At 68.9% G+C, this 17,796-nt stretch carries 13 protein-coding genes and 1 pseudogene; 11 read left to right on the top strand and 3 right to left on the bottom strand.

Translation table 11 applies throughout. From position 1 onward, the window contains the following. Window positions 1-459 precede the first annotated feature (459 nt). Window positions 460-906: an Lrp/AsnC family transcriptional regulator gene (locus tag DSD19_RS08295; RefSeq protein WP_113669238.1), complete on the bottom strand. Its 447-nt coding sequence runs from the start codon at window positions 904-906 to the stop codon at window positions 460-462. Window positions 907-1,012: 106 nt separating this feature from the next. On the opposite strand from DSD19_RS08295, the gene DSD19_RS08290 reads away from it, so the two are divergent. The 11 genes from DSD19_RS08290 (at window position 1,013) to DSD19_RS21740 (ending at window position 15,245) form a co-directional block, all read left to right on the top strand. Continuing rightward, a complete protein-coding gene (locus tag DSD19_RS08290) occupies window positions 1,013-1,612 on the top strand; it encodes a LysE family translocator (protein WP_075787041.1) in 600 nt (199 codons plus the stop codon). Window positions 1,613-1,884: 272 nt separating this feature from the next. After that, window positions 1,885-3,762 carry a hypothetical protein gene (locus DSD19_RS08285; protein WP_113669222.1) on the top strand — a complete coding sequence of 626 codons (1,878 nt, stop codon included), beginning with the start codon at window positions 1,885-1,887 and terminating at the stop codon, window positions 3,760-3,762. Window positions 3,763-3,834: 72 nt separating this feature from the next. Beyond that, complete coding sequence (locus DSD19_RS22050) at window positions 3,835-5,829, top strand: hypothetical protein (RefSeq protein WP_207802434.1); 1,995 nt, start codon at window positions 3,835-3,837, stop codon at window positions 5,827-5,829. A 47-nt stretch (window positions 5,830-5,876) separates the two neighbouring features. Beyond that, window positions 5,877-7,550: a peroxidase family protein gene (locus tag DSD19_RS08275; RefSeq protein WP_113669221.1), complete on the top strand. Its 1,674-nt coding sequence runs from the start codon at window positions 5,877-5,879 to the stop codon at window positions 7,548-7,550. Between the two features lie 28 nt (window positions 7,551-7,578). Continuing rightward, window positions 7,579-9,810, top strand: coding sequence for a patatin-like phospholipase family protein (locus DSD19_RS08270; RefSeq protein ID WP_113669220.1), 2,232 nt, complete (start codon window positions 7,579-7,581; stop codon window positions 9,808-9,810). A gap of 238 nt (window positions 9,811-10,048) precedes the next feature. Continuing rightward, on the top strand, window positions 10,049-10,438 hold the full coding sequence (locus DSD19_RS21750; RefSeq protein ID WP_134079065.1) for a hypothetical protein: 390 nt from the start codon (window positions 10,049-10,051) through the stop codon (window positions 10,436-10,438). Window positions 10,439-10,538: 100 nt separating this feature from the next. Continuing rightward, window positions 10,539-11,009 carry a plastocyanin/azurin family copper-binding protein gene (locus tag DSD19_RS21745; RefSeq protein WP_165828087.1) on the top strand — a complete coding sequence of 157 codons (471 nt, stop codon included), beginning with the start codon at window positions 10,539-10,541 and terminating at the stop codon, window positions 11,007-11,009. 58 nt (window positions 11,010-11,067) lie between these two features. Continuing rightward, on the top strand, window positions 11,068-11,565 hold the full coding sequence (locus DSD19_RS08260) for a DUF411 domain-containing protein (protein ID WP_113669218.1): 498 nt from the start codon (window positions 11,068-11,070) through the stop codon (window positions 11,563-11,565). A gap of 292 nt (window positions 11,566-11,857) precedes the next feature. Then, the gene (locus DSD19_RS08255; protein ID WP_113669217.1) at window positions 11,858-14,179 is read left to right on the top strand and encodes a multicopper oxidase family protein; all 2,322 of its coding nucleotides are present in this window, start codon (window positions 11,858-11,860) and stop codon (window positions 14,177-14,179) included. A gap of 156 nt (window positions 14,180-14,335) precedes the next feature. Continuing rightward, entirely contained in the window at window positions 14,336-14,980 is a 645-nt protein-coding gene (locus DSD19_RS08250; protein ID WP_371412554.1) for a VOC family protein, read from the top strand. 52 nt (window positions 14,981-15,032) lie between these two features. Continuing rightward, window positions 15,033-15,245, top strand: a complete 213-nt coding sequence (locus tag DSD19_RS21740; protein WP_165828079.1) for a hypothetical protein — start codon at window positions 15,033-15,035, stop codon at window positions 15,243-15,245. Between the two features lie 51 nt (window positions 15,246-15,296). Here DSD19_RS21740 and DSD19_RS22280 read toward each other — a convergent pair. Then, window positions 15,297-15,566, bottom strand: a pseudogene (locus DSD19_RS22280) (response regulator transcription factor); the annotation flags it as partial. 925 nt (window positions 15,567-16,491) lie between these two features. Next, complete coding sequence (locus DSD19_RS08235) at window positions 16,492-17,631, bottom strand: DegT/DnrJ/EryC1/StrS aminotransferase family protein (RefSeq protein WP_113669215.1); 1,140 nt, start codon at window positions 17,629-17,631, stop codon at window positions 16,492-16,494. Window positions 17,632-17,796 lie beyond the last annotated feature (165 nt).

Here is a 17,796-nt window from a genome sequence, read left to right as displayed (position 1 = left end):
CGCAAAGACCTTCCTCTCCGCCATAGCCCTCGCCGCAACCGTCATCTTCTGGCTTTGACGATCAATGAGTCTGGAGCCCAGAGGCCCCGCCTTCACCCCCCACGGGTTTTCCCGGCCCGGGAGTGGCGGCAGGCGCTTGCGGAGGCCGAAAAACCGGGGGGCCAGAAACCGATACTCGATCTGTCCAGTCTCGCCTGACAAAGGGCAGCAATGGTCCGCCCTCCGGACCTTGGCGGCTCCGGGGCCTGCTGTAACCGCGATGTATGGCTGCTTTCGTGGTTCCGCACGCGGTGGAGGCTTGGGCGCTCGACCGCGGCTATCGGCGGCGAGCGGCCCGGCGGGCGGCCCGAGACACTCAAGCGTCATGCTGCACCGCCGCAGGTTCGCTCCGAGCCCTTCCGCGACATTCGGCAGCGCCTGCAGACAAATCCACGACCAACGCCAACTTGCACGTTCAGATCATGTGGCGCGTTCATCCTTGGGTGACCCCATCACGATGTAGGATGTGATTGCATGGACATGGGATCGGGTGCCCAAGACCTCCGTGTGGAAACGCTTGTATTCCGAGAGATCGGCGCTCTGGACACGGAGGAGGTACTCGAAAGACCCTGCTATGTTATGGCACTCGACGACTTCGGGCGCGACTGCCATGGCGCGCTCGAAGCCCTCCTGGGCCGCCTTGGTATGGGAGGAAAGGCCGACCATGACATAGGCGACAAAACCGCGACCCATCCGCTCAGGGCTGGTCACGACCCTGTAGCCGAGGATCACGCCTGTTCGCTCGAGTTCCTGAACCCGTCTCAGGCACGCCGAGGGAGACAGGCTAATCCGTTCAGCCAGAGCGACATTGCTGATCCGGCCGTCCAGTCGCAGCTCGCGCAATATTTTCAGGTCAATCTCGTCCATGAGCCGCCAATCGTTGTGCATTTTTCTCTTGGGATAGAACATTAGACGATATGTGGCGACATCATCCCGCTATTATTGCGAACAGGCACTATAGGAGGAACGCTCGATGACTCTCGCTATCCTGACTGCTCTTTTGGGCTTCGCATTTGTCGCAACCGTCACACCGGGACCGAACAACCTGATGCTGATGGCGTCCGGCGCGAACTTCGGCTTCCGGCGGACACTGCCGCACATGCTCGGAATCGTCGGGGGCGTGTCGGTCATGGCTCTCCTCGTAGGTGCGGGACTGATGGCGCTGTTCGACGCAGTGCCCGCGCTGAACCTGGTGCTGAAGGTCACTTCCGTCGGCTACCTGCTCTGGCTCGCATTCAAGATCGCCACGGCCGCTTCGGTGGAGGAGCGGGACGAGGACAGCCATCCGATGACCTTTCTTCAAGCGGCCACTTTCCAGTGGGTGAACCCCAAGGCCTGGGCCATGTGCCTGTCTGCCATCACGCTCTACGCGCCCGATCGCTCGCTGCTGTCGGTCGCCATCGTGGCAGGTGCATTCGCGCTCGTCTGCTTTCCGGCGATCTCGGTCTGGGCATGGCTCGGGACTGTCGTCCGGCAATGGCTGTCGAACGCCACCCGGCTCAGGATCTTCAACATCACCATGGCAGCTTTGCTGGTCGCGTCCCTTTATCCAGTCCTGGGTCTCGGAACCTGAACCGGGGCATTGCCCGAACTCGGCTCCAAAGATCAGTTGAACTGGCTGTGGTATCGGGTTGGGGTCCGCCAAGTCCCGCTCTCCGGACCTCGGCAGCATGCGCAGCAGAGTCCACTCAGAAACCATTCTCGTCTGGCTGGTGTTTTTCGAAGCTTTCCAGAATGCGCGCCATCGGGTAACGTTGGGTCAAGAGGAGCCTCGACGTTTCCATTTCCAGGCGCATCCCTGGCACGGCCAGGCGTCCCATCTTCGTCGATACCAGGGGGGATCAGATGGAGACTTTTTCAAGATCGTTCGTTTCGGGGTTTGCCATTTCGCTGGCACTCTCGGCCGGGATTTGCCCGGCACAGGCCGACCCACAGTCCGAGGCCGCGACCTGCGCCCGCCGCGACGCGTTGCAGCCTGCCCTGGCCAAACAGCCGGATCTGACCTGGGACGCCCTTCGCACCGCCTGCGAGGCCACGATTGTTGCGGCGAAGGCGTCCGATCCCATCGGCCATGGATGGTTCGTCAATGCGGGCAACGGGTTCCTCGGCGTGCCTCTGGTCGTGCAGAAGATCCTGCCCGATCTGGCGCCGGAAATCTGGGGCACGCCCGAGGATTTCTTCGGGAGCTTCGGGCTCTTCCCGGACCCCGACATCACCGACCGCATCCTGCCGCGCGGGCTTGGCATCACCGGGGCCAACGGGCGGCCGGTCGCGGCCGATGGCAGCCCCTCGGGCGAGGTCGATTACAGCCAGCCGCAGCCGCTCTTCGTCACGCTGGCCTGCGGTGCCTGCCATACCGGCCAGATCGATCTGGGCGACCGGTATCAGGTGCTGGACGGCGCACCCAACACCCAGTTCGACGTGCGCAAATGGCGCGGGGCCTTTTCCGCGCTCCGCGAGGGCTATCTCTCGGACGCGCAGATCGGCACAGCCGAGGCCCCGGGCGAGACCACGCAAAAGCTGCTGGATCTCGTGGCGGCCAAGCCCGCGGGCTATTTCGCGCGCGGCCTGCCGCAGATCCGCGCAGACCAGATCGCGGCCGTCGACCAGACCCAGCGGGCGATCTTTGCGCAGAATGCCGTGCCGATCCTGTCGGGGCTGGCGCAAAGCACCGGTGTGCGCGCGGCCTCTGTCGCGCTGCAGACCCGGCCGGGGTCGAGCTATGGCCATGGCGACCGGTCCCCGGGCCTCGGCGGTCACAGCGCCGGACAATCGGATGGCAGCGGCGATCTCCTGTCGGACTTGCTGGCCGGGCAGGCCGCCGAGGCGGGAAAGCTGACCGAGCTTCTGTCCGGGCCGCTGCCCGAGGCCCTGCCCCGCTTTGCCACGGTGACCGACATTCCCGCGGTCTGGAACCAGGGCGACCGGTCGGTCGGGCAATGGGATGGCAGCGTGCTGGAACGGTTCTGGCGCAATATCGCGGCCGAGCTGCCGATCATCGGCGTGCCCGCCAAGGTCGATCTGATGAATGCCGGGATCAGCGCCGAATTCCTGCTGCGGCTGCCGCCCGCGCCCTATCCCTTCGAGGTCGATCTGGCCAAGGCAGCGGCGGGCGAGGCGCTTTTCGCCGAGAATTGCGGCACCTGCCACCGGCCGCGCAACGAGGCGCGCTATCCGGTGATCGGCACCGACATGAACCGCGCGCAGGTGCTGAACCCGGCGGGCAGCGCGATGTTCCTCGCGGCCTTCCAGGCGGCCTGCCACGATCCGGACTTCGGCTATACCGACACTTATGGCCGCCGGATCGAACCCTGCACCATGCCCGCCTACCGCATCCTGCGCGACACCACCGAGGCCGCGAACCAGGGCTATCTCGCGCCGCCGCTCGACGGGATCTGGGCGCGCGCGCCCTACCTGCATAACGGCTCGGTCCCGACGCTGGCGCAATTGCTGAAACCGGCCAGCCGGGCGCCGGTCTTCCTGCGCGGCGTGATCGAGTATGACCCGGCCGAGGTCGGCTGGCGATGGCAGCCGGGCGATCTGGACCGCTACAAGGCCCGGTATCCGACCGTGTCGCTGCACGACACCGCGCGCGACGGCTGGTCCAATCGGGGCCATGACCGCGACCTGATGATCGAGGGCCGGATGCACCGGCTCGACTGGAGCGACCCGGCCCTGTCGGACCAGGCCGAGGCCCTGATCGAATACCTCAAGACCCGGTAGAAGGCGGCCCCCGCCTTCCGCCGCCTTCTGCCCGGGCGCGCATCCCCGCCGCCGGTTGAGGAGACCCAGCAGATGACCGACACGAGTATCCAGACGGTGACCGCCATCCAGATCGGGATGATGCGGGCCACCCAGCCGCAGCTGCGCGGGCAGCATTTCAAGATGCATGGCTGCGTCGAGGCAGTCTTCGAGGTGGCCGAGGTCGCGCCCCCGCTGAATGTCGGCCTCTTCGCCGCGCCGGGGCGCTACAAGGCGCTGGTGCGGTTCTCGAACGGCCGCGAAAAGGACGACCGCACGCCCGACATTCACGGCATGGCGATCAAGGTGCTGGGCGTTACAGGCGACAGGGCGCATCCCGACGCGCCCGAGGGCGAACAGGATTTCATCCTGGCCGACAACCCGGTCTTCTTCATCCGCACGGCCGAGGATTACGCGATCTTCATGCAGTCGCTGGCCAGGAACGCCCCGCGGGGCCAGCCCCCGGTCGAATTCATCGAGCATCTGTCGAAGACCCATCCCGAGGACATCGCCGTCCTGCAGGGCTTCAACAAGCAGGTGCAGACAAGCCCTCTGAGCGCGGACTACTGGAGCCAGGTGCCCTATGGCTTCGGGCCCGACCCGACCCATGCCTGCCGCTACCGCGCCACCCCGCGTGCGGGTGTCGCGACCGGGTCGGCAGGCGCGGGCCACGACTACCTGCGCGAGGCGATGGTGGCAGGCCTGTCCGAGGGCGCGGCGCCGGTCGTCTTCGATTTCCGCGTCCAGCTGCGCACCGATGCGGATGCGGCGGTCCTCGACAATCCGACCGTCGAATGGGCGCCCGACTACATCCCGGTGGCGACGGTCACGATCCCGCCGCAGGTCTTCGACACCCATGACCGCCACGCCTTCGGCGAGGCGCTGCGCTATTCTCCCTGGCATGCGCTGGCCGACCATCGCCCGGTCGGGCAGATCAACGAGATCCGCAAGGTGGTCTATCCGGCAAGCCAGACCGAACGGGCCAAGATCGCGCCGCTGGGCCAGGACAACCTGCGCCTGACCGAAGAGGAACTGCGCGAGGGCATCGACGACGAATTCAAGGCGCTGATCGACAAGCTCGCGCGCACCTTCGGGTTCCTGTCCAGCACCAAGCGCGGCCGGGGCACCCATACCTGGGGCGTCGCGGGGCGCGGCACGGCGCGGTTCATCACCGACCCCGATTTCCCGGCCAACGAGTTCTTCACCTTCGGCAAGGTGCTGCCGGTGATCCTGCGCCATTCCTCGCCCGGCGCGCGCGAGGACGACCGGGCGCGGGACGGGATGGCCGCCTCGGTCAAGTTCTTCTCGGGCGAGACCGGCCATGACGGGCCCGGCGTGCTCGATATCCTGATGAATGCCGGGCGCCAGCTTTTCGTCCGCTCGATCCGGGATTTCAGCACCTTCGTCCATGCCAGCCCCGACGAGCGCAAGGAGCTGGTCCGCCAGGGCCTGATGATGGAACCCGAACTGATCGAGGCCTACCGGATTCGCGGCTCCTTCCTCGACAGCCGCTATCACAGCTGGCAGTGCTTCGAATTCTTCGACAGCGCGGGCACCCGGTCCTACATCCGCTTCCGCCTGATCCCCGGCGACCGCGGCCCCGAACGCGGCCTGCCGGACCCCGGCTTCCGGGCCGAGGGCGCGCCCTCGATGGACCCGGTCCCGGACGATCCGCGCGCGCCCGACTTCCTGCGCCAGGAATGGATCTATCAGGTGAAGCATTCCGAGGTGCGCTACATCCTGCAGGGCCAGATCCACCCCGAACCCGAGAACGTGCACCCCGATCACGAGGTGCTGAACCCGGCGCGGGCCTGGAACGAGATCCACTATCCCTGGCGCGACCTCTGCGAGATCCGCATCGACGAGCCGATCCTCGACAACGAGGCGGTCAGTGCGCTCGACATGACGCCGAACCGCAGCCCGGCCTGCATCCGCATCCCGCTGGCGACCTCGCCCAGGCAATATGCCTCGCTCGGCCATGCCCGGGCGCTGGTCTATCCCGGCGCGCGCGCCGTCCGCGCCGCCGCCGAGAAGCCGCAGAACAACTGACCCCACCGCCGCCTCCGTCGGGGGCGGCCCGTGCCGAAAGTGACCGCATGCCCACGACGCTGAGAAATCACCCGCCGCGCGACGAGTCGGCCGACGGGCTCGAGAACCGGATCGAGGCCCATGTCCTCAGCAACTACCCCGCGCTCTGGCGCTTCGTGATGTCGATCGCGCCGCTCCGGCGGTTTGCCAACCGGACGATCATCGACCTTGCCGTGCGGCGCGCCCGGTTCCGGCCCTCGCCCTACGGGTCGATGGCGGTGCATGGGGACACGGCCAACGGCATGGCCGATTACACCTCGTGGGAACTGATGATGGACCGCACCTGGTTCAAGCGCCACCTGCCGCCCGGCACGCTGGGCCAGGAGGGCGACAGGCGCGGACCGCTGCCGCCGCTGGAGGCGCTTGAGGCGCTCTTTCGCACCCCGCCGGGCCAGGAGACGCTGTCCGAGAACAGCAGCCTGCTGTTTCCGTCCTTCGCGCAATGGTTCACCGACGGGTTCCTGATGACCGACCCGTCGGATGTGCGAAAGACCCACACCTCGCACCATATCGACTTCAACCCGCTCTACGGGCTGAGCCGGGCCGAAAGCGACGCGATCCGCGCCAAGTCCCAGGAGACGGGTCAGAAGGGGCGGCTGAAGACCGAGACCGACCCCGAGACGGGCGAGGTCTGGGCGCCGCGTTATTTCGGGCCCGACGGCGCGGTGAAGCCCGAATTCAAGGCGCTGCGCCCGCCGCTGCGGCTGAGCGAGTTCCTGAGCCTGGTGGGACCCGAGCGGGCGGCCGAGATCAAGCCCACGATCTTCGCCTTCGCGGGCGAGCGCGCCAATACCTCGCCCTACACCTCGATGATGAACATCCTCTTCCTGCGCGAGCATAACCGTCTGGCCGGGCTGATCGAGGAGGCGAACCCCGACTGGGACGACGAGCGCGTGTTCCAGACCGCGCGGAACGTGAACATCTGCCTGCTGATCAAGATCGTGGTCGAGGAGTACATCAACCACATCTCGCCCTATCACTTCCAGCTGACGGCCGATCCCTCGGCCTGCTGGAACAAGCCCTGGAACAAGCCGAACTGGATCCCGATCGAGTTCAACCTGCTCTATCGCTGGCACAGCCTGACGCCTGCCTGTTTCGACCTCGCCGATACGCCGGTGCCGGGCGAACGGCTGCTGTTCGACAACAGCCATCTGACGAAACTGGGCCTCGGCCCGGCGATGCAGCGCGCCAGCACCCAGCGGGCCTGGAACATGGGGCTTCTGAACACGGCCGAGTTCCTGATCCCGGTCGAACTGGCCTCGGTGGCGCAGGGCCGCGCGCATCGGCTGGCCTCCTACAACGACTACCGCGCGGCGGTGGGCTATGGCCGGGTGCGCCGGTTCGAGCAGATCACCGGCCATCCCGAACGGATCCGCCTGTTGAAAGAGCTCTACGGCGGCGATGTCGACAAGGTCGAGTTCTTCGTCGGGCTCTTCGCCGAGGACGTGGCGCCGCGCGCGGCGGTGCCGCCGCTGATCGGACGGATGGTGGCGCTCGACGCCTTCTCGCAGGCGCTGACCAACCCGCTCTTGTCGGAACATGCCTTCAACCCGCGCACCTTCTCGCAGGTCGGCTGGCGCGAGATCCGGAAGACCACCCGCCTGCAGCAGATCCTCGACCGCAACCTCGGTGGCGATACCGGCCGCTATGCCATCACCATGACCCTTCCGACCCTGATCTGATCCCCGCCGCCTTCCGGAGCCTCGCGCCATGCCCGACACCGCCAGCCCGTCCCAAGACACGCCGACCGGGGACGCCCCGGTCTTCCTGATCGGCCTGACCATGGCGGGCGCGGTGTCGGCGGGGGCCTATTCGGCGGGCGTTCTGGACTATCTGTTCCGCGCCATCGACGCGCATAACGCGCGGGTCCGGGCCGGTCCCGGCGCCGGGGACCCGACCCCGCCGCGCCACAGGGTTGTGGTCAAGGTCATGACCGGCGCCTCGGCCGGGGGCATGTGCGCGGGCCTGACCCTGGCAGGCCTGCTGAAGGGTCATGCGGGCGAGGCCGCGCGGCTGTCCGAGGGGCGCCCGGTCGACTATCCCGCCGCCGACGGGACCACGGCGCAGTGCCGCGCGGCGCTGGAGCCGCTGTTCGACGCCTGGGTCGACCAGATCCGGTTCTGGGACCCCGCGACCGGAACGGGGTTTCTGGCGACGAAGGATCTGGACGATCCCGCGCCGCTTCTGGGCGCGCCCGAGCGTCCCGAAGGCGCGCCGGTGCCGATCCTCTCGGTGCTCGATTCCTCGCATCTCGACGATGCGACGCGGGCCGCGCTGACGGGCGTTCCGCCGCTGGGCGGCAAGCCGCGCTATGACTTCCTGGCCAAGGATCTCGATGTCTTCGTGACCACGACCGGGCTGAACGGCGTGCTCTACCAGATCCGCTTTCCCGGCAGCGAATACCGGATGCAACAGCACGGGCTGTCGCGGCATTTCCGGGTGCATGGCCTTGGCGCGACCGGGCATCCCTCGGCCTGGCTCGACCGCTGGGGCGACCGGGGGATCGCGCTCGACCCCGATCAGACCGATGCCGCGGGGACCGTGCCCTTCGTGTCGGACCCGGGCTCGCGCTGGTATGACATGACCGTGTCGGCGCTGGCCTCGGGGGCCTTTCCGGTGGGGCTCGCGCCCCGGACCATCGCCGCAACACCCCTGCAACTGGGGGCCTGGGACCCCGAGAACCCCTTCACCGAGGGCGGCGCGCTGACCATCGAGGCCGCGCCCGATCACACGGTCCTGCCGCGCCCCTATTTCGGGACCGGCACGGCGCTGACCGGAGCCGCGACCTATCTTGCGGTGGACGGGGGGGTGATCAACAACGAACCCTTCGACATCGCCCGGTTCACGCTGCGCCGGTCCGCGGCGGGGTCCGCGCTGCTGAGCAACGCCCGCGAGGGCAACCGGGCCGACCGCGCCGTCATCATGATCGACCCCTTCCCGCGCGCGCCCGACTATGTCGCGCTGACCCCGGACGAGACCCTGCGGCTTGGCGGCCTGCTGCCCAGCGTGATGCGGCTGTTTCCGACGCTGGTCAGCCAGGCGCGGTTCAAGATCGACGAGCTGCTGCATGCCACCAACAGCGACGTGCATTCGCGCTTCATGATCGCACCGGCGCGCTCGGCAAGCGGGACCAGCCCGGCGGCCCGGGGGGCGGATGCCATCGCCTGCGGTGCGCTGGACGGGTTCAGCGGGTTCTTCGACCGCGGCTTCCGGCTGCACGATTTCGTTCTGGGACAGCGCAACTGCCAGAAGTTCCTCGAAAGCCACTTCCTGCTGGATGCCGACAACCCGATCCTGGCGCTCGATGCCGATCACCCGCACCTGCAGGCGGCCCGCGCGGCGCGGGAGAAGGGCGAGGCGATCCCCGAGGGGCTGCGCATCGTCGATCCATGCGTCAGCCCCGGTGCCGGGCTCGATGCCGAGATCCCGATGCCCGCCTGGCCGCAGGTCGGTCTGGGCGCGCTGCAACGGATGCGGCGCCAGTTTCTCGTGCGCCTGACCCGGATCGGCGGGCATCTCTTCGACAGCCGCGCGATGGGCGGCATCGGGCAATGGGCGCTGAAGCGCCTGTGGCAGGGGTTGTGGCCGGTCTATCCGAAGGGCCTCAAGGGCGATGTCGGGGACGCGGCCGCCCGCGCGGTGCTGAAGGCCTTCCTGCTGCGCCGCCAGCTTGAGACCTCGGAGGATTTTCCGACCGGGGTGCGCCTGGCCTTGACCGCGCTGATCGACGCCCATGGCGAGGCGCTGGACGCCCGCGATCTGCGCGAGCGGCTGACCGAGGCGCGCGAGGCGGGGCTTTATCCCGCGACGCTCGAAATCCCGCAGGAGGCCGAGATCGAACGCGGGCTGCTCTGGATGCAGGGCGCCGGTCTGGCGCGGCAACCGCTGCGCAACATCTTCGGGCCGCCGCGCTATGCGTTTTCCCCGGGCAATGGCGGCTGAGGGCGGATCGGCGGGCGGATCGGCGGGCGCGCGGGCCGGGACGGCGCCGGGCTGGCCGGTCCGGATCTTCCCCATGGGGAAGGTTGCGGGCAAGACGGCCCGGCCCCGTATCGTCCGGATTAACGGGGCGTCCGTTGCCGGAGACGCCCGAAACCGGCGCCGCGCGGCAGGCGGGTCGCGACGAAGTGATCGCAGCGCGCTTGCCGCATCCCGGCCCGGCTGGCTAGGTGCGGCCACGATGAGACCGCTGCTGACAGTCCTGAGGGTGCTTTGCCTCGCGCTCCTGTTGCCCGCCGCCATGCTGGCGCAGGCGGGTCATGGGCCAACGGGTGATGCGGCGGCGCGGGACGACGGCTGCGCGGGCGCGGCGGTCATGGCGATGCCCGGGACGGGGGAGGCGATGCCGGTCGCCGAAGCGGCCTTCGGGGACGAAGGGTCGTCGGGGCATGGCGCCTCGGCTCCCTGCCACTTCTGCGGAGCGCACGCCTGTGTCTGGATCGCGGCGCCCGAGACCTGCCTGGCGCGCCCGCTGGTGCTGGCCCCGGCGGATCATGCGGCTGCGCGGGGCGTCAGGCCGCCGAGCACCCGTGCCGAAAGCCTGCACCGACCGCCCCGACGCCAGTCCTGAACAGCCTGTATCCGCCGCAAGCCCGGCCCGGCATGACCGGAGGGCTGCGGACCTTCCTCATCCGCGCCTCGCGCGAGGCGCTTTCGTTCAGGACAGGATCATGAAATCCCTTCTCGTCGCAACCGCTCTTGCGCTTGCTTCCACCATGGCCGTCGCGGACGGCAACGTGTCTGGTCACGGCCATGGCGGGACCTCCATCGGCCAGCCCGGCAGTGCCGCCGAGGCCGACCGCAGCGTCACGATCCGCATGGTCGAGACCGCCGACGGCATGGGCTTCGAGCCCGCCGCGCTTGACGTCAAACAGGGCGAAACGATCCGCTTCAAGGTCGAGAACACCGGCCGCATGGATCACGAGATCGTCCTCGGCACCGTCGAGGGCAACCGCGCGCATATGCGGAAGATGGCCGAGATGGGTCCGATGCGGCACCGGGACCCGAACGCCCTGCAGCTTGCGCCGGGCAAAGCGGGCGAGCTGGTCTGGACCTTTTCCGAACCGGGCAGCGTGCAGGTCGCCTGCCTCCTCATGGGCCATATGGAGGCCGGGATGCACGGCACCATCACCGTCAACTGAAGATCGTCACCCCGCGCACGGGGCGACCGGCCCCGTGCCAAGGATCAGGAGCACTGACATGACCAATGCAAGACCCACCCGCCGCACCGTCCTGTTCGGGGGCGCGGCCCTCGGGATCGCCGCCGCGCTGCCGCTGGCCGCGCGCGCGGCCAACCCGGCCAACCCGGCCAACCCGAAGATGCATGTGCTGAAAGACCCCAATTGCGGATGCTGCACCGCCTGGATCGATATCCTCAGGGCCGAGGGGTTCGAGGTGACCGTCGAGGCGTCGATGGGCACCGCGCTCGCCCGCTTCAAGACCCGCAACGGGATTCCGCGCAACATGATCTCGTGCCATACCGGCACCATCGAGGGCTACATGATCGAGGGCCATGTGCCCGTGGCCGACATCCGCCGCCTGCTGGACGAGCGGCCCGAGGCCGTGGGTCTGGCGGTGCCCGGCATGCCGATGGGATCGCCCGGGATGGGACCGGAAAGCCGCCGCGACGCCTATGACGTCCACCTGATCCGGCGCGACGGATCGACCGGGATCTTCGCCCGCTACGACGCGGCGTGACGCGCCCGCGATCCTGAAAGAACGGCGCCGGGCGGCCCAGTGTCGCCCGGCCCCCTCCCCGCCCTGCGGTCCGCGCGCAGGGGAGATCCCGCGCCGGGCCGAGACCGGCCGCCGGCCGCCGGAGCGCCGGAAGGCGACATCCCCCCAAGGACAGACAAAGGTCCCCGACGGAAGATCGCTTCCGGAGATTGACGTTACGTAAGGACTCTGCCTTGAAGGGAATCGGCCCCCGTGAGAGGCTTCTGGAATAGGTCCGGGAATTTTCAGCACTCACTCGACGGGGGAATATTTCATGTCAGGAGACCGGTTCATCGTCTCGCGCCTGCCGACCGCGACCCTTCTTGCCGCCTTTGCCTGCAGCCTCTGGGCCGGCCCCGGCCGGGCGCAGGACATTGCCGAACCGCCGCCCCGCGCGGCCATGCTGCGCCCGGAGGCGGAGGGGGCCGGGGCCCGCGCGGCGCTGGAAAGCGCCGCCCCCTCCGATGCCGGGGATCGCTGCGCCGGGGCCGATGTCTGCTACGATCTGGCGCTGCGCTATGTCGACGGGCGGCTGCGCAACCCGGCCTTCGCCGAAACCGACCCGCGCGGCCATGACAGCGTGCGGCTGCGCGCCTATGCCGGGCTGGTGCTGGACGAGACCGGCGCCCCGGTCGCCCAGCGGAACGCCTATGTCGCGCCGGTGGTCGAGATCGCGCCGGGCGACACCTTCCGGCTGACCTTCGAGAACGCGCTGCCGCGCCCGCAGGACATGGAGCTGCCCGGCGAGGACGCGAACGGCAACCCGCTGCGCTGTACCGGCGCGCCCGAGGATCACAACGAGCCCAGCTGCGCCAATTTCAACCTGACCAACATGCATACCCACGGGCTTTGGGTCAGCCCGCAAGGCAACAGCGACAACGTGTTGCTGACCGTCAATCCCGGCATCCGGTTCACCTATGAATACAACATCCCCAACGACCATCCGGCCGGCACCTTCTGGTATCACGCGCACCGGCACGGCTCGACCGCGCCGCAGGTGTCGAGCGGCATGGCGGGTATCCTGCTGATCCGCGGCGACCGCCAGCCCCGGCTGGGGGCCACGGGTTGGGCCGCGCCGGGCGATCTGGACGTGATCCTGCCCCGTCCCGAAGGCCTGGCCGGTGCCTATGACGGAACGGCCGGGGTCCGCTTCCCCGAACGCACCTTCCTGTTCCAGCAGATCGCCTATGCCTGCCGCTGGACCCGCGCCGAGGTCGATGCGCTGGCCGCCGGGGGCACGCCCGCCGCCGATCTGCCGGCGGTGGGCGCGATCAAGGCCGATGCGGATGGCTGGTTCTGCGACGAGGGCGACGTCGGCATGGTCGAACCCGGCCCCGGCAACGCCTTCGATCAGGTCGGTTTCGGCAGCTGGCCGCGCTCGGGCCGCCACACCGCGATCAATGGCGAGATCCAGAAACAGCAGCAGGGCGCCGTGGCCGGACGGGTCGAACGCTGGCGGCTGATCCATGGCGGCGTACGCGAGACCATCGGGCTCGAGATCCGCAAGGTCGAGGGCGGCACCGCCGAGGACCTGCGGGCACGGCTGGCCGAGGGCACCGGGGGCAAGAGCCGGGACGCCATGGCCGGGACCGTCGCGCAGGTCTGTTCCGGCGCGCCGCTGGATCTGGTGCGGGTGGCGACCGACGGTCTGACCCGGCCGGATATCCGGACCGGCCCCGAGCTTTTGCTGCAGCCCGCCTATCGCGAGGACGTTCTGGTCAGCTTTCCCTCGGCGGGCACCTATTGCATCGTCGACGCGGCCACGGCGCCCGGGTCCGACATCAACCTCAACGACAACGGCACCGCGCTTCTGGGCTTTCTGGACGTGGCACCCGCCGATGCGCCTCTGGCGGGCGATGGCGGGGTGGATCAGGTGATGGCGATGCTGCAACGGTCGGTCGAGGCCCGGATCGAGGACCCGGCGGCGCGCGAGGCGATCCTTGCGGAGCTGGCCGAGGGCCGGCTTGACGCCTTCGTCAAGCATCGCGACATCGCCGATCAAGAGGTGTCGGGGCAGCAGACCGTGGGCTTTACCATCCAGGGACCGCCCTTCGCCTTCATGATCGGCCGGATCGCGCCCACCCATGTCGACAACGGCGCGCCCTTCGCGCTGGTCGGGGCCGCGTCCTACGAAGCCACGCGGTTCGACCGCATCCTGCCCCTGGGGGGCGTCGAGGAATGGACGCTGACCTCGTTCGGGGGCGGCGGGCATCCGTTCCACATCCATGTCAATCCGTTCCAGATCGCCGAGGTGCTGAAATACCAGCCCGATGCCGGTTGCGCGACAGGGGCAGCGGGCGCGCGGCATTGCGAGATCGACCCGAACGATCCGGCCACCTATGTCGATGTCAGCGGGCCGGACAGCGACGAGCCGCAATATGCGGGGCTCAAGGGCGCGTGGAAGGACACGCTGTTCATCCTGCCCGGCCATCTGGTGAAACTGCGCACCCGCTACGAGCGGTATATCGGCGATTTCGTCCTGCACTGTCACATTCTCGACCACGAGGACGAGGGCATGATGCAGAACGTCCGGATCGCCATTCCCGACGGCAGGGGCGGCTTCGACCGCCCGATGACGGAACACGCGATGCACTGACGCACGACGGCGCGCGGCGGGCCATGAGCGGCCATCGCCTCGAAGCCTGTGGCCGGACGGGCGCGCACCCCTGCGGCCGAAATTCGGGCACGGATCCACGTCCGGGGCCTTGCCTTGGCCCGCGAGCATGAGAAGGAGGGAGGCTCGCTTTGCAGGATGGAAGGCAGGACGATGGAACAGACCCGGCTCCACCGAGGACGGCTGATCGACCACATTCAGCTTGTGGTCCGGGATCTCGCGGCAAGCGAGGGCTTCTACAGGGCGGTCATGGCCGTGCTGGAGATCCCGGTGATGGGCACCGACCAAGGGAATTTCCTGGCCGACGAGCGTGTCGTGTCCGCGGCCGACAGTCCGACAGCCGCGGGCGCCCTGACCGGGCGGCATCACCTGGCCTTTCAGGCGAAGGATCGCGCGGCGGTCGATGCGTTTTTCGGCGCGGCACTGGCCCATGGCGGCCGCGACAACGGCGCGCCGGGCCTGCGGGCCTATCACCCGGAACATTATGCCGCTTTCGTGCTGGCCCCCGATGGCAACAACATCGAAGCCGTCTATCAGGGCGAGGCGAAACGCAGCGCGCGGTCGGTCACGATCGAGGTCCAGGCGCGTCGGCCCCGGCGAGCCCCCAGCCTGATGCCCGCGCCGGGCTCTGGGCGGACGGCCCCGGTCCTCCCGATGGCCCGCCCCTTCGGCGGCCCGGCGCCCGGGGCGCGCGGCGATCCGGTCGGATGGCGGGCAGCAACCCCGTCTCCAACGCGACCCAGACCAGCTGGGCATCGGTTTCGAGGCCGAGGATGCTCTTGATCTGGTAGTGGCTGTTGCGCACCGTCTTCGGGCTGATGGACAGCTTCCGGCGATGCGCCCGGCCGACCAGCCCCGCGCCAGCAGGCACAGGATCTCGGTCTGGCGCGGGCTGAGATCGGTGAGGCCGGTGCCGATGCCCGAGATGCGGTCGCGGGCGATGGCCTCGATCACATCGGGCGAAATCACCGTCTGCCCGCGCAAGGCGCCGAAGATCGCCTGGACCAACAGCCCGGGATCGCTGCTTTTGGTGATGTGGTTTTGGTGATGTGGTTTTGGTGATGTAACCGGTCGCGCCCGCCTGGACGGCCTTGAGCGCGAAGGCCGCGCTGAGATGCATGGCGAAGACCACGATCCGCGCGCTGTCATCGTGCTGGCGGATATGGATCGCCTCGATCCCGCTGGCGCCGGGCAGGGTCACGTCCATCACCACGACATCGGGGCGCAAGGCGCGGAAACGGGCACAGGCGGTGCGCGCGTCCTCGGCCGCTCCGGCGCCCGTCAGGCCCGATTGCAGGTCGATCAGGCGGCGGTAGCCCTCGCGCAGGACCGGGGGGGCGTCGGGGATGATGACGCCGTAAGACTTCATGCCGCAGAGCGCCCCCGCGCCATCGGCACGCGCACGCGGATGCGCCCCCCGCGGGCACCCTCTTCCAGCCGGAGCCTGCCGCCCATCGCCCCGGTGCGTTCCGCCATGCCGATCAGGCCATGGCCGGGCGCGCCCGTCGATATGCCCGCCGCAGCCGTCCTCGACGGTCAGGACGATATCGCGCCCCTCGGCATGCAGGGCGAGATCGACCCGGGAGGGCATGCCGTGGCGCATGGCATTGGTGACGCATTCCTGCACGATCCGGAAGAGATCGAGCGCCACGGCGCCGCTCAGGCCGTCCTCGTCCAGCGTGCTGTCCAGCCGCGGCCGCGCGCGCCGCCGGGCAGACGCGGCTTGGCGCCCCGCCCGCACCTGCCCGCAAGCGTCATGTCCGGCCTGACCAGAGACCGCGATGCCACTCGTGAGCGGTGCACACGCCCCCTTGAAGCCCGCAGATTAACGCTGACGTCGGCCGGGCAAAGGAGAGCGACGGCTGCGGCTGCCGGACGAGTCGCGGTCCGGAGGGCGGTTTTCCGGATCCCCACGGCGCCGCCCCGGGTCGAGACCCGGCGCGGCCAGCGGTCCCGGCCGGGCCATGGCGCGGTTCCGGGCATCGGCCATCCGCCCAGAGGCTTCGGGCCGCAGCGCGGTTTCTTGGATTTCGCAAACCGGTGCGCCCAGGGGAGCGGGATCGGACCCCGGCACCTCGGGGGGCGCGAGAACGGTTTTCGACCCGGCCATCGCCTCTTCCCGGAGACCGCCGCCCCGGGCATCGGGCCGGAAAACCTCGGGACTGCCTTCCCCTTTTCCCGCGCGGGCAGAACCGGCTTAGGAGCGGGCATTCGCCTTTGACCTGGACCGCCCGAGCGAGTTTCAGGCAGACGCGGGGCGCCGCGGACCCGTCGGGCCGGACGCGCCCGAGCCGCTAAAGGCCGAGGATCCGCGTCAGCGCGCCCGACACCCGGTCCACCAGGGCTTCGGTCATGTTGTAGCCCGAGGGCAGGTTCACGCCGTTGCGGGCCATCAGATCGCCGCGGGGACGGTCCGGCAGGAACCGCGCGCATTCCGTGCGGCCGCGATAGGCCTGCAGCGTCGTCAGCCGCGAAAAGAACGGGCGGCTGTCGATGGCCTGCTCGGACAGGGCCGCCTGTATCGCGAACTTGTCGGGACCCTCCGGGTTCCGGGGCACGACCGTCACCATCCAGTAGGAATTGCGCACCGATTGCGGTTCGGCATTGAGCGCGATCCCCTCGAGACCGGCCAGCCGTTCGGCATACCACTGAAAGATCTGCCGCTTCTGCGCGATCAGATCGTCCAGCCGCTCCATCTGGGCGAGGCCAAGCGCGGCCTGAACCCCGCTCATCTTGTATTTGAACGCGACCTCGTCGTTCTGGAAGAACCGGTCCCCCGGCGGGCGGCCATGGTCGCGCAGTTTCTGGATGCGGGCGAACAGCGCGGCATCGTCGGTCACGATCATGCCGCCCTCGCCGGTGGTGATGGTTTTCGAGCCATGGAACGAGAACACCGCCATGTCGCCGAAGGCACCCGCCGCCCGGCCCTGAAAGGTCGAGCCCAGCGCCTCGGCCGCGTCCTCGATCAGCACCAGATCGTGGCGGTCGGCGATATCGCGCAGCCGCGTCCAGTCGCACATCGACCCGTACAGATCGACCCCGATGATCGCCCGGGTGCGCGGCGTGATCGCGGCCTCGACGGCGGCAGGGTCGAGGCACCAGGTGTCGGGCAGGATGTCCACGAAGACCGGCGTCGCGCCGACATAGCTGACCGGCGCCATCGAGGCGATCCAGGTCACGTCGGGGCCGATCACCTCGTCGCCCGGCCCGATCCCGGCCGCGGCCAGAGCCAGATGCAGCCCCGAGGTCGCGTGCGGCAGGCTGGCGGCATGAGCGACGCCGACATGGCCGGCCATCATCGCCTCGAACCGCGCATTGTAGGCGTAATGCCCGGGCCCCCAGGCATTCAGCGCCGCCTCTCGCGCCAGATCGCCTTCGCGCGCGGTGATCGAGGGGGCAGCGACAGGGATGCGGGGCAGGTCTTCGGTCGTCATGGGACTGTCCTCGTGGCGGCACAGCATATGAGAGCCGCGCGCCCCACCTATCCGAAAGCGCGACCTGTCACAACGGGAGGATGGCGCCCAGGCGGAAGAGCGGACAAGGCGAGCGACCCCGGCGCCCGGACGGCGCGCGGGCGCGGCAGATGCCGATCCGGACCC

Source organism: Rhodovulum sp. BSW8 (assembly GCF_003314725.1).
GTDB classification, from domain to species: domain Bacteria; phylum Pseudomonadota; class Alphaproteobacteria; order Rhodobacterales; family Rhodobacteraceae; genus Rhodovulum; species Rhodovulum visakhapatnamense.
The sequence above is the reverse complement of the archived record's forward strand: the minus strand, read 5'-3'. Positions and strand labels throughout refer to the sequence as shown.

Coding starts and splice junctions, on each gene's coding strand:
- DSD19_RS08235 (WP_113669215.1), bottom strand. CDS start 17,631: ATGACGACCGAAGACCTGCCCCGCATCCCTGTCGCTGCCCCCTCGATC.
- DSD19_RS08250 (WP_371412554.1), top strand. CDS start 14,336: ATGGAAGGCAGGACGATGGAACAGACCCGGCTCCACCGAGGACGGCTG.
- DSD19_RS22050 (WP_207802434.1), top strand. CDS start 3,835: ATGACCGACACGAGTATCCAGACGGTGACCGCCATCCAGATCGGGATG.
- DSD19_RS08255 (WP_113669217.1), top strand. CDS start 11,858: ATGTCAGGAGACCGGTTCATCGTCTCGCGCCTGCCGACCGCGACCCTT.
- DSD19_RS08275 (WP_113669221.1), top strand. CDS start 5,877: ATGCCCACGACGCTGAGAAATCACCCGCCGCGCGACGAGTCGGCCGAC.
- DSD19_RS21750 (WP_134079065.1), top strand. CDS start 10,049: ATGAGACCGCTGCTGACAGTCCTGAGGGTGCTTTGCCTCGCGCTCCTG.
- DSD19_RS08285 (WP_113669222.1), top strand. CDS start 1,885: ATGGAGACTTTTTCAAGATCGTTCGTTTCGGGGTTTGCCATTTCGCTG.
- DSD19_RS21745 (WP_165828087.1), top strand. CDS start 10,539: ATGAAATCCCTTCTCGTCGCAACCGCTCTTGCGCTTGCTTCCACCATG.
- DSD19_RS08290 (WP_075787041.1), top strand. CDS start 1,013: ATGACTCTCGCTATCCTGACTGCTCTTTTGGGCTTCGCATTTGTCGCA.
- DSD19_RS08260 (WP_113669218.1), top strand. CDS start 11,068: ATGACCAATGCAAGACCCACCCGCCGCACCGTCCTGTTCGGGGGCGCG.
- DSD19_RS08295 (WP_113669238.1), bottom strand. CDS start 906: ATGGACGAGATTGACCTGAAAATATTGCGCGAGCTGCGACTGGACGGC.
- DSD19_RS21740 (WP_165828079.1), top strand. CDS start 15,033: ATGCGCCCGGCCGACCAGCCCCGCGCCAGCAGGCACAGGATCTCGGTC.
- DSD19_RS08270 (WP_113669220.1), top strand. CDS start 7,579: ATGCCCGACACCGCCAGCCCGTCCCAAGACACGCCGACCGGGGACGCC.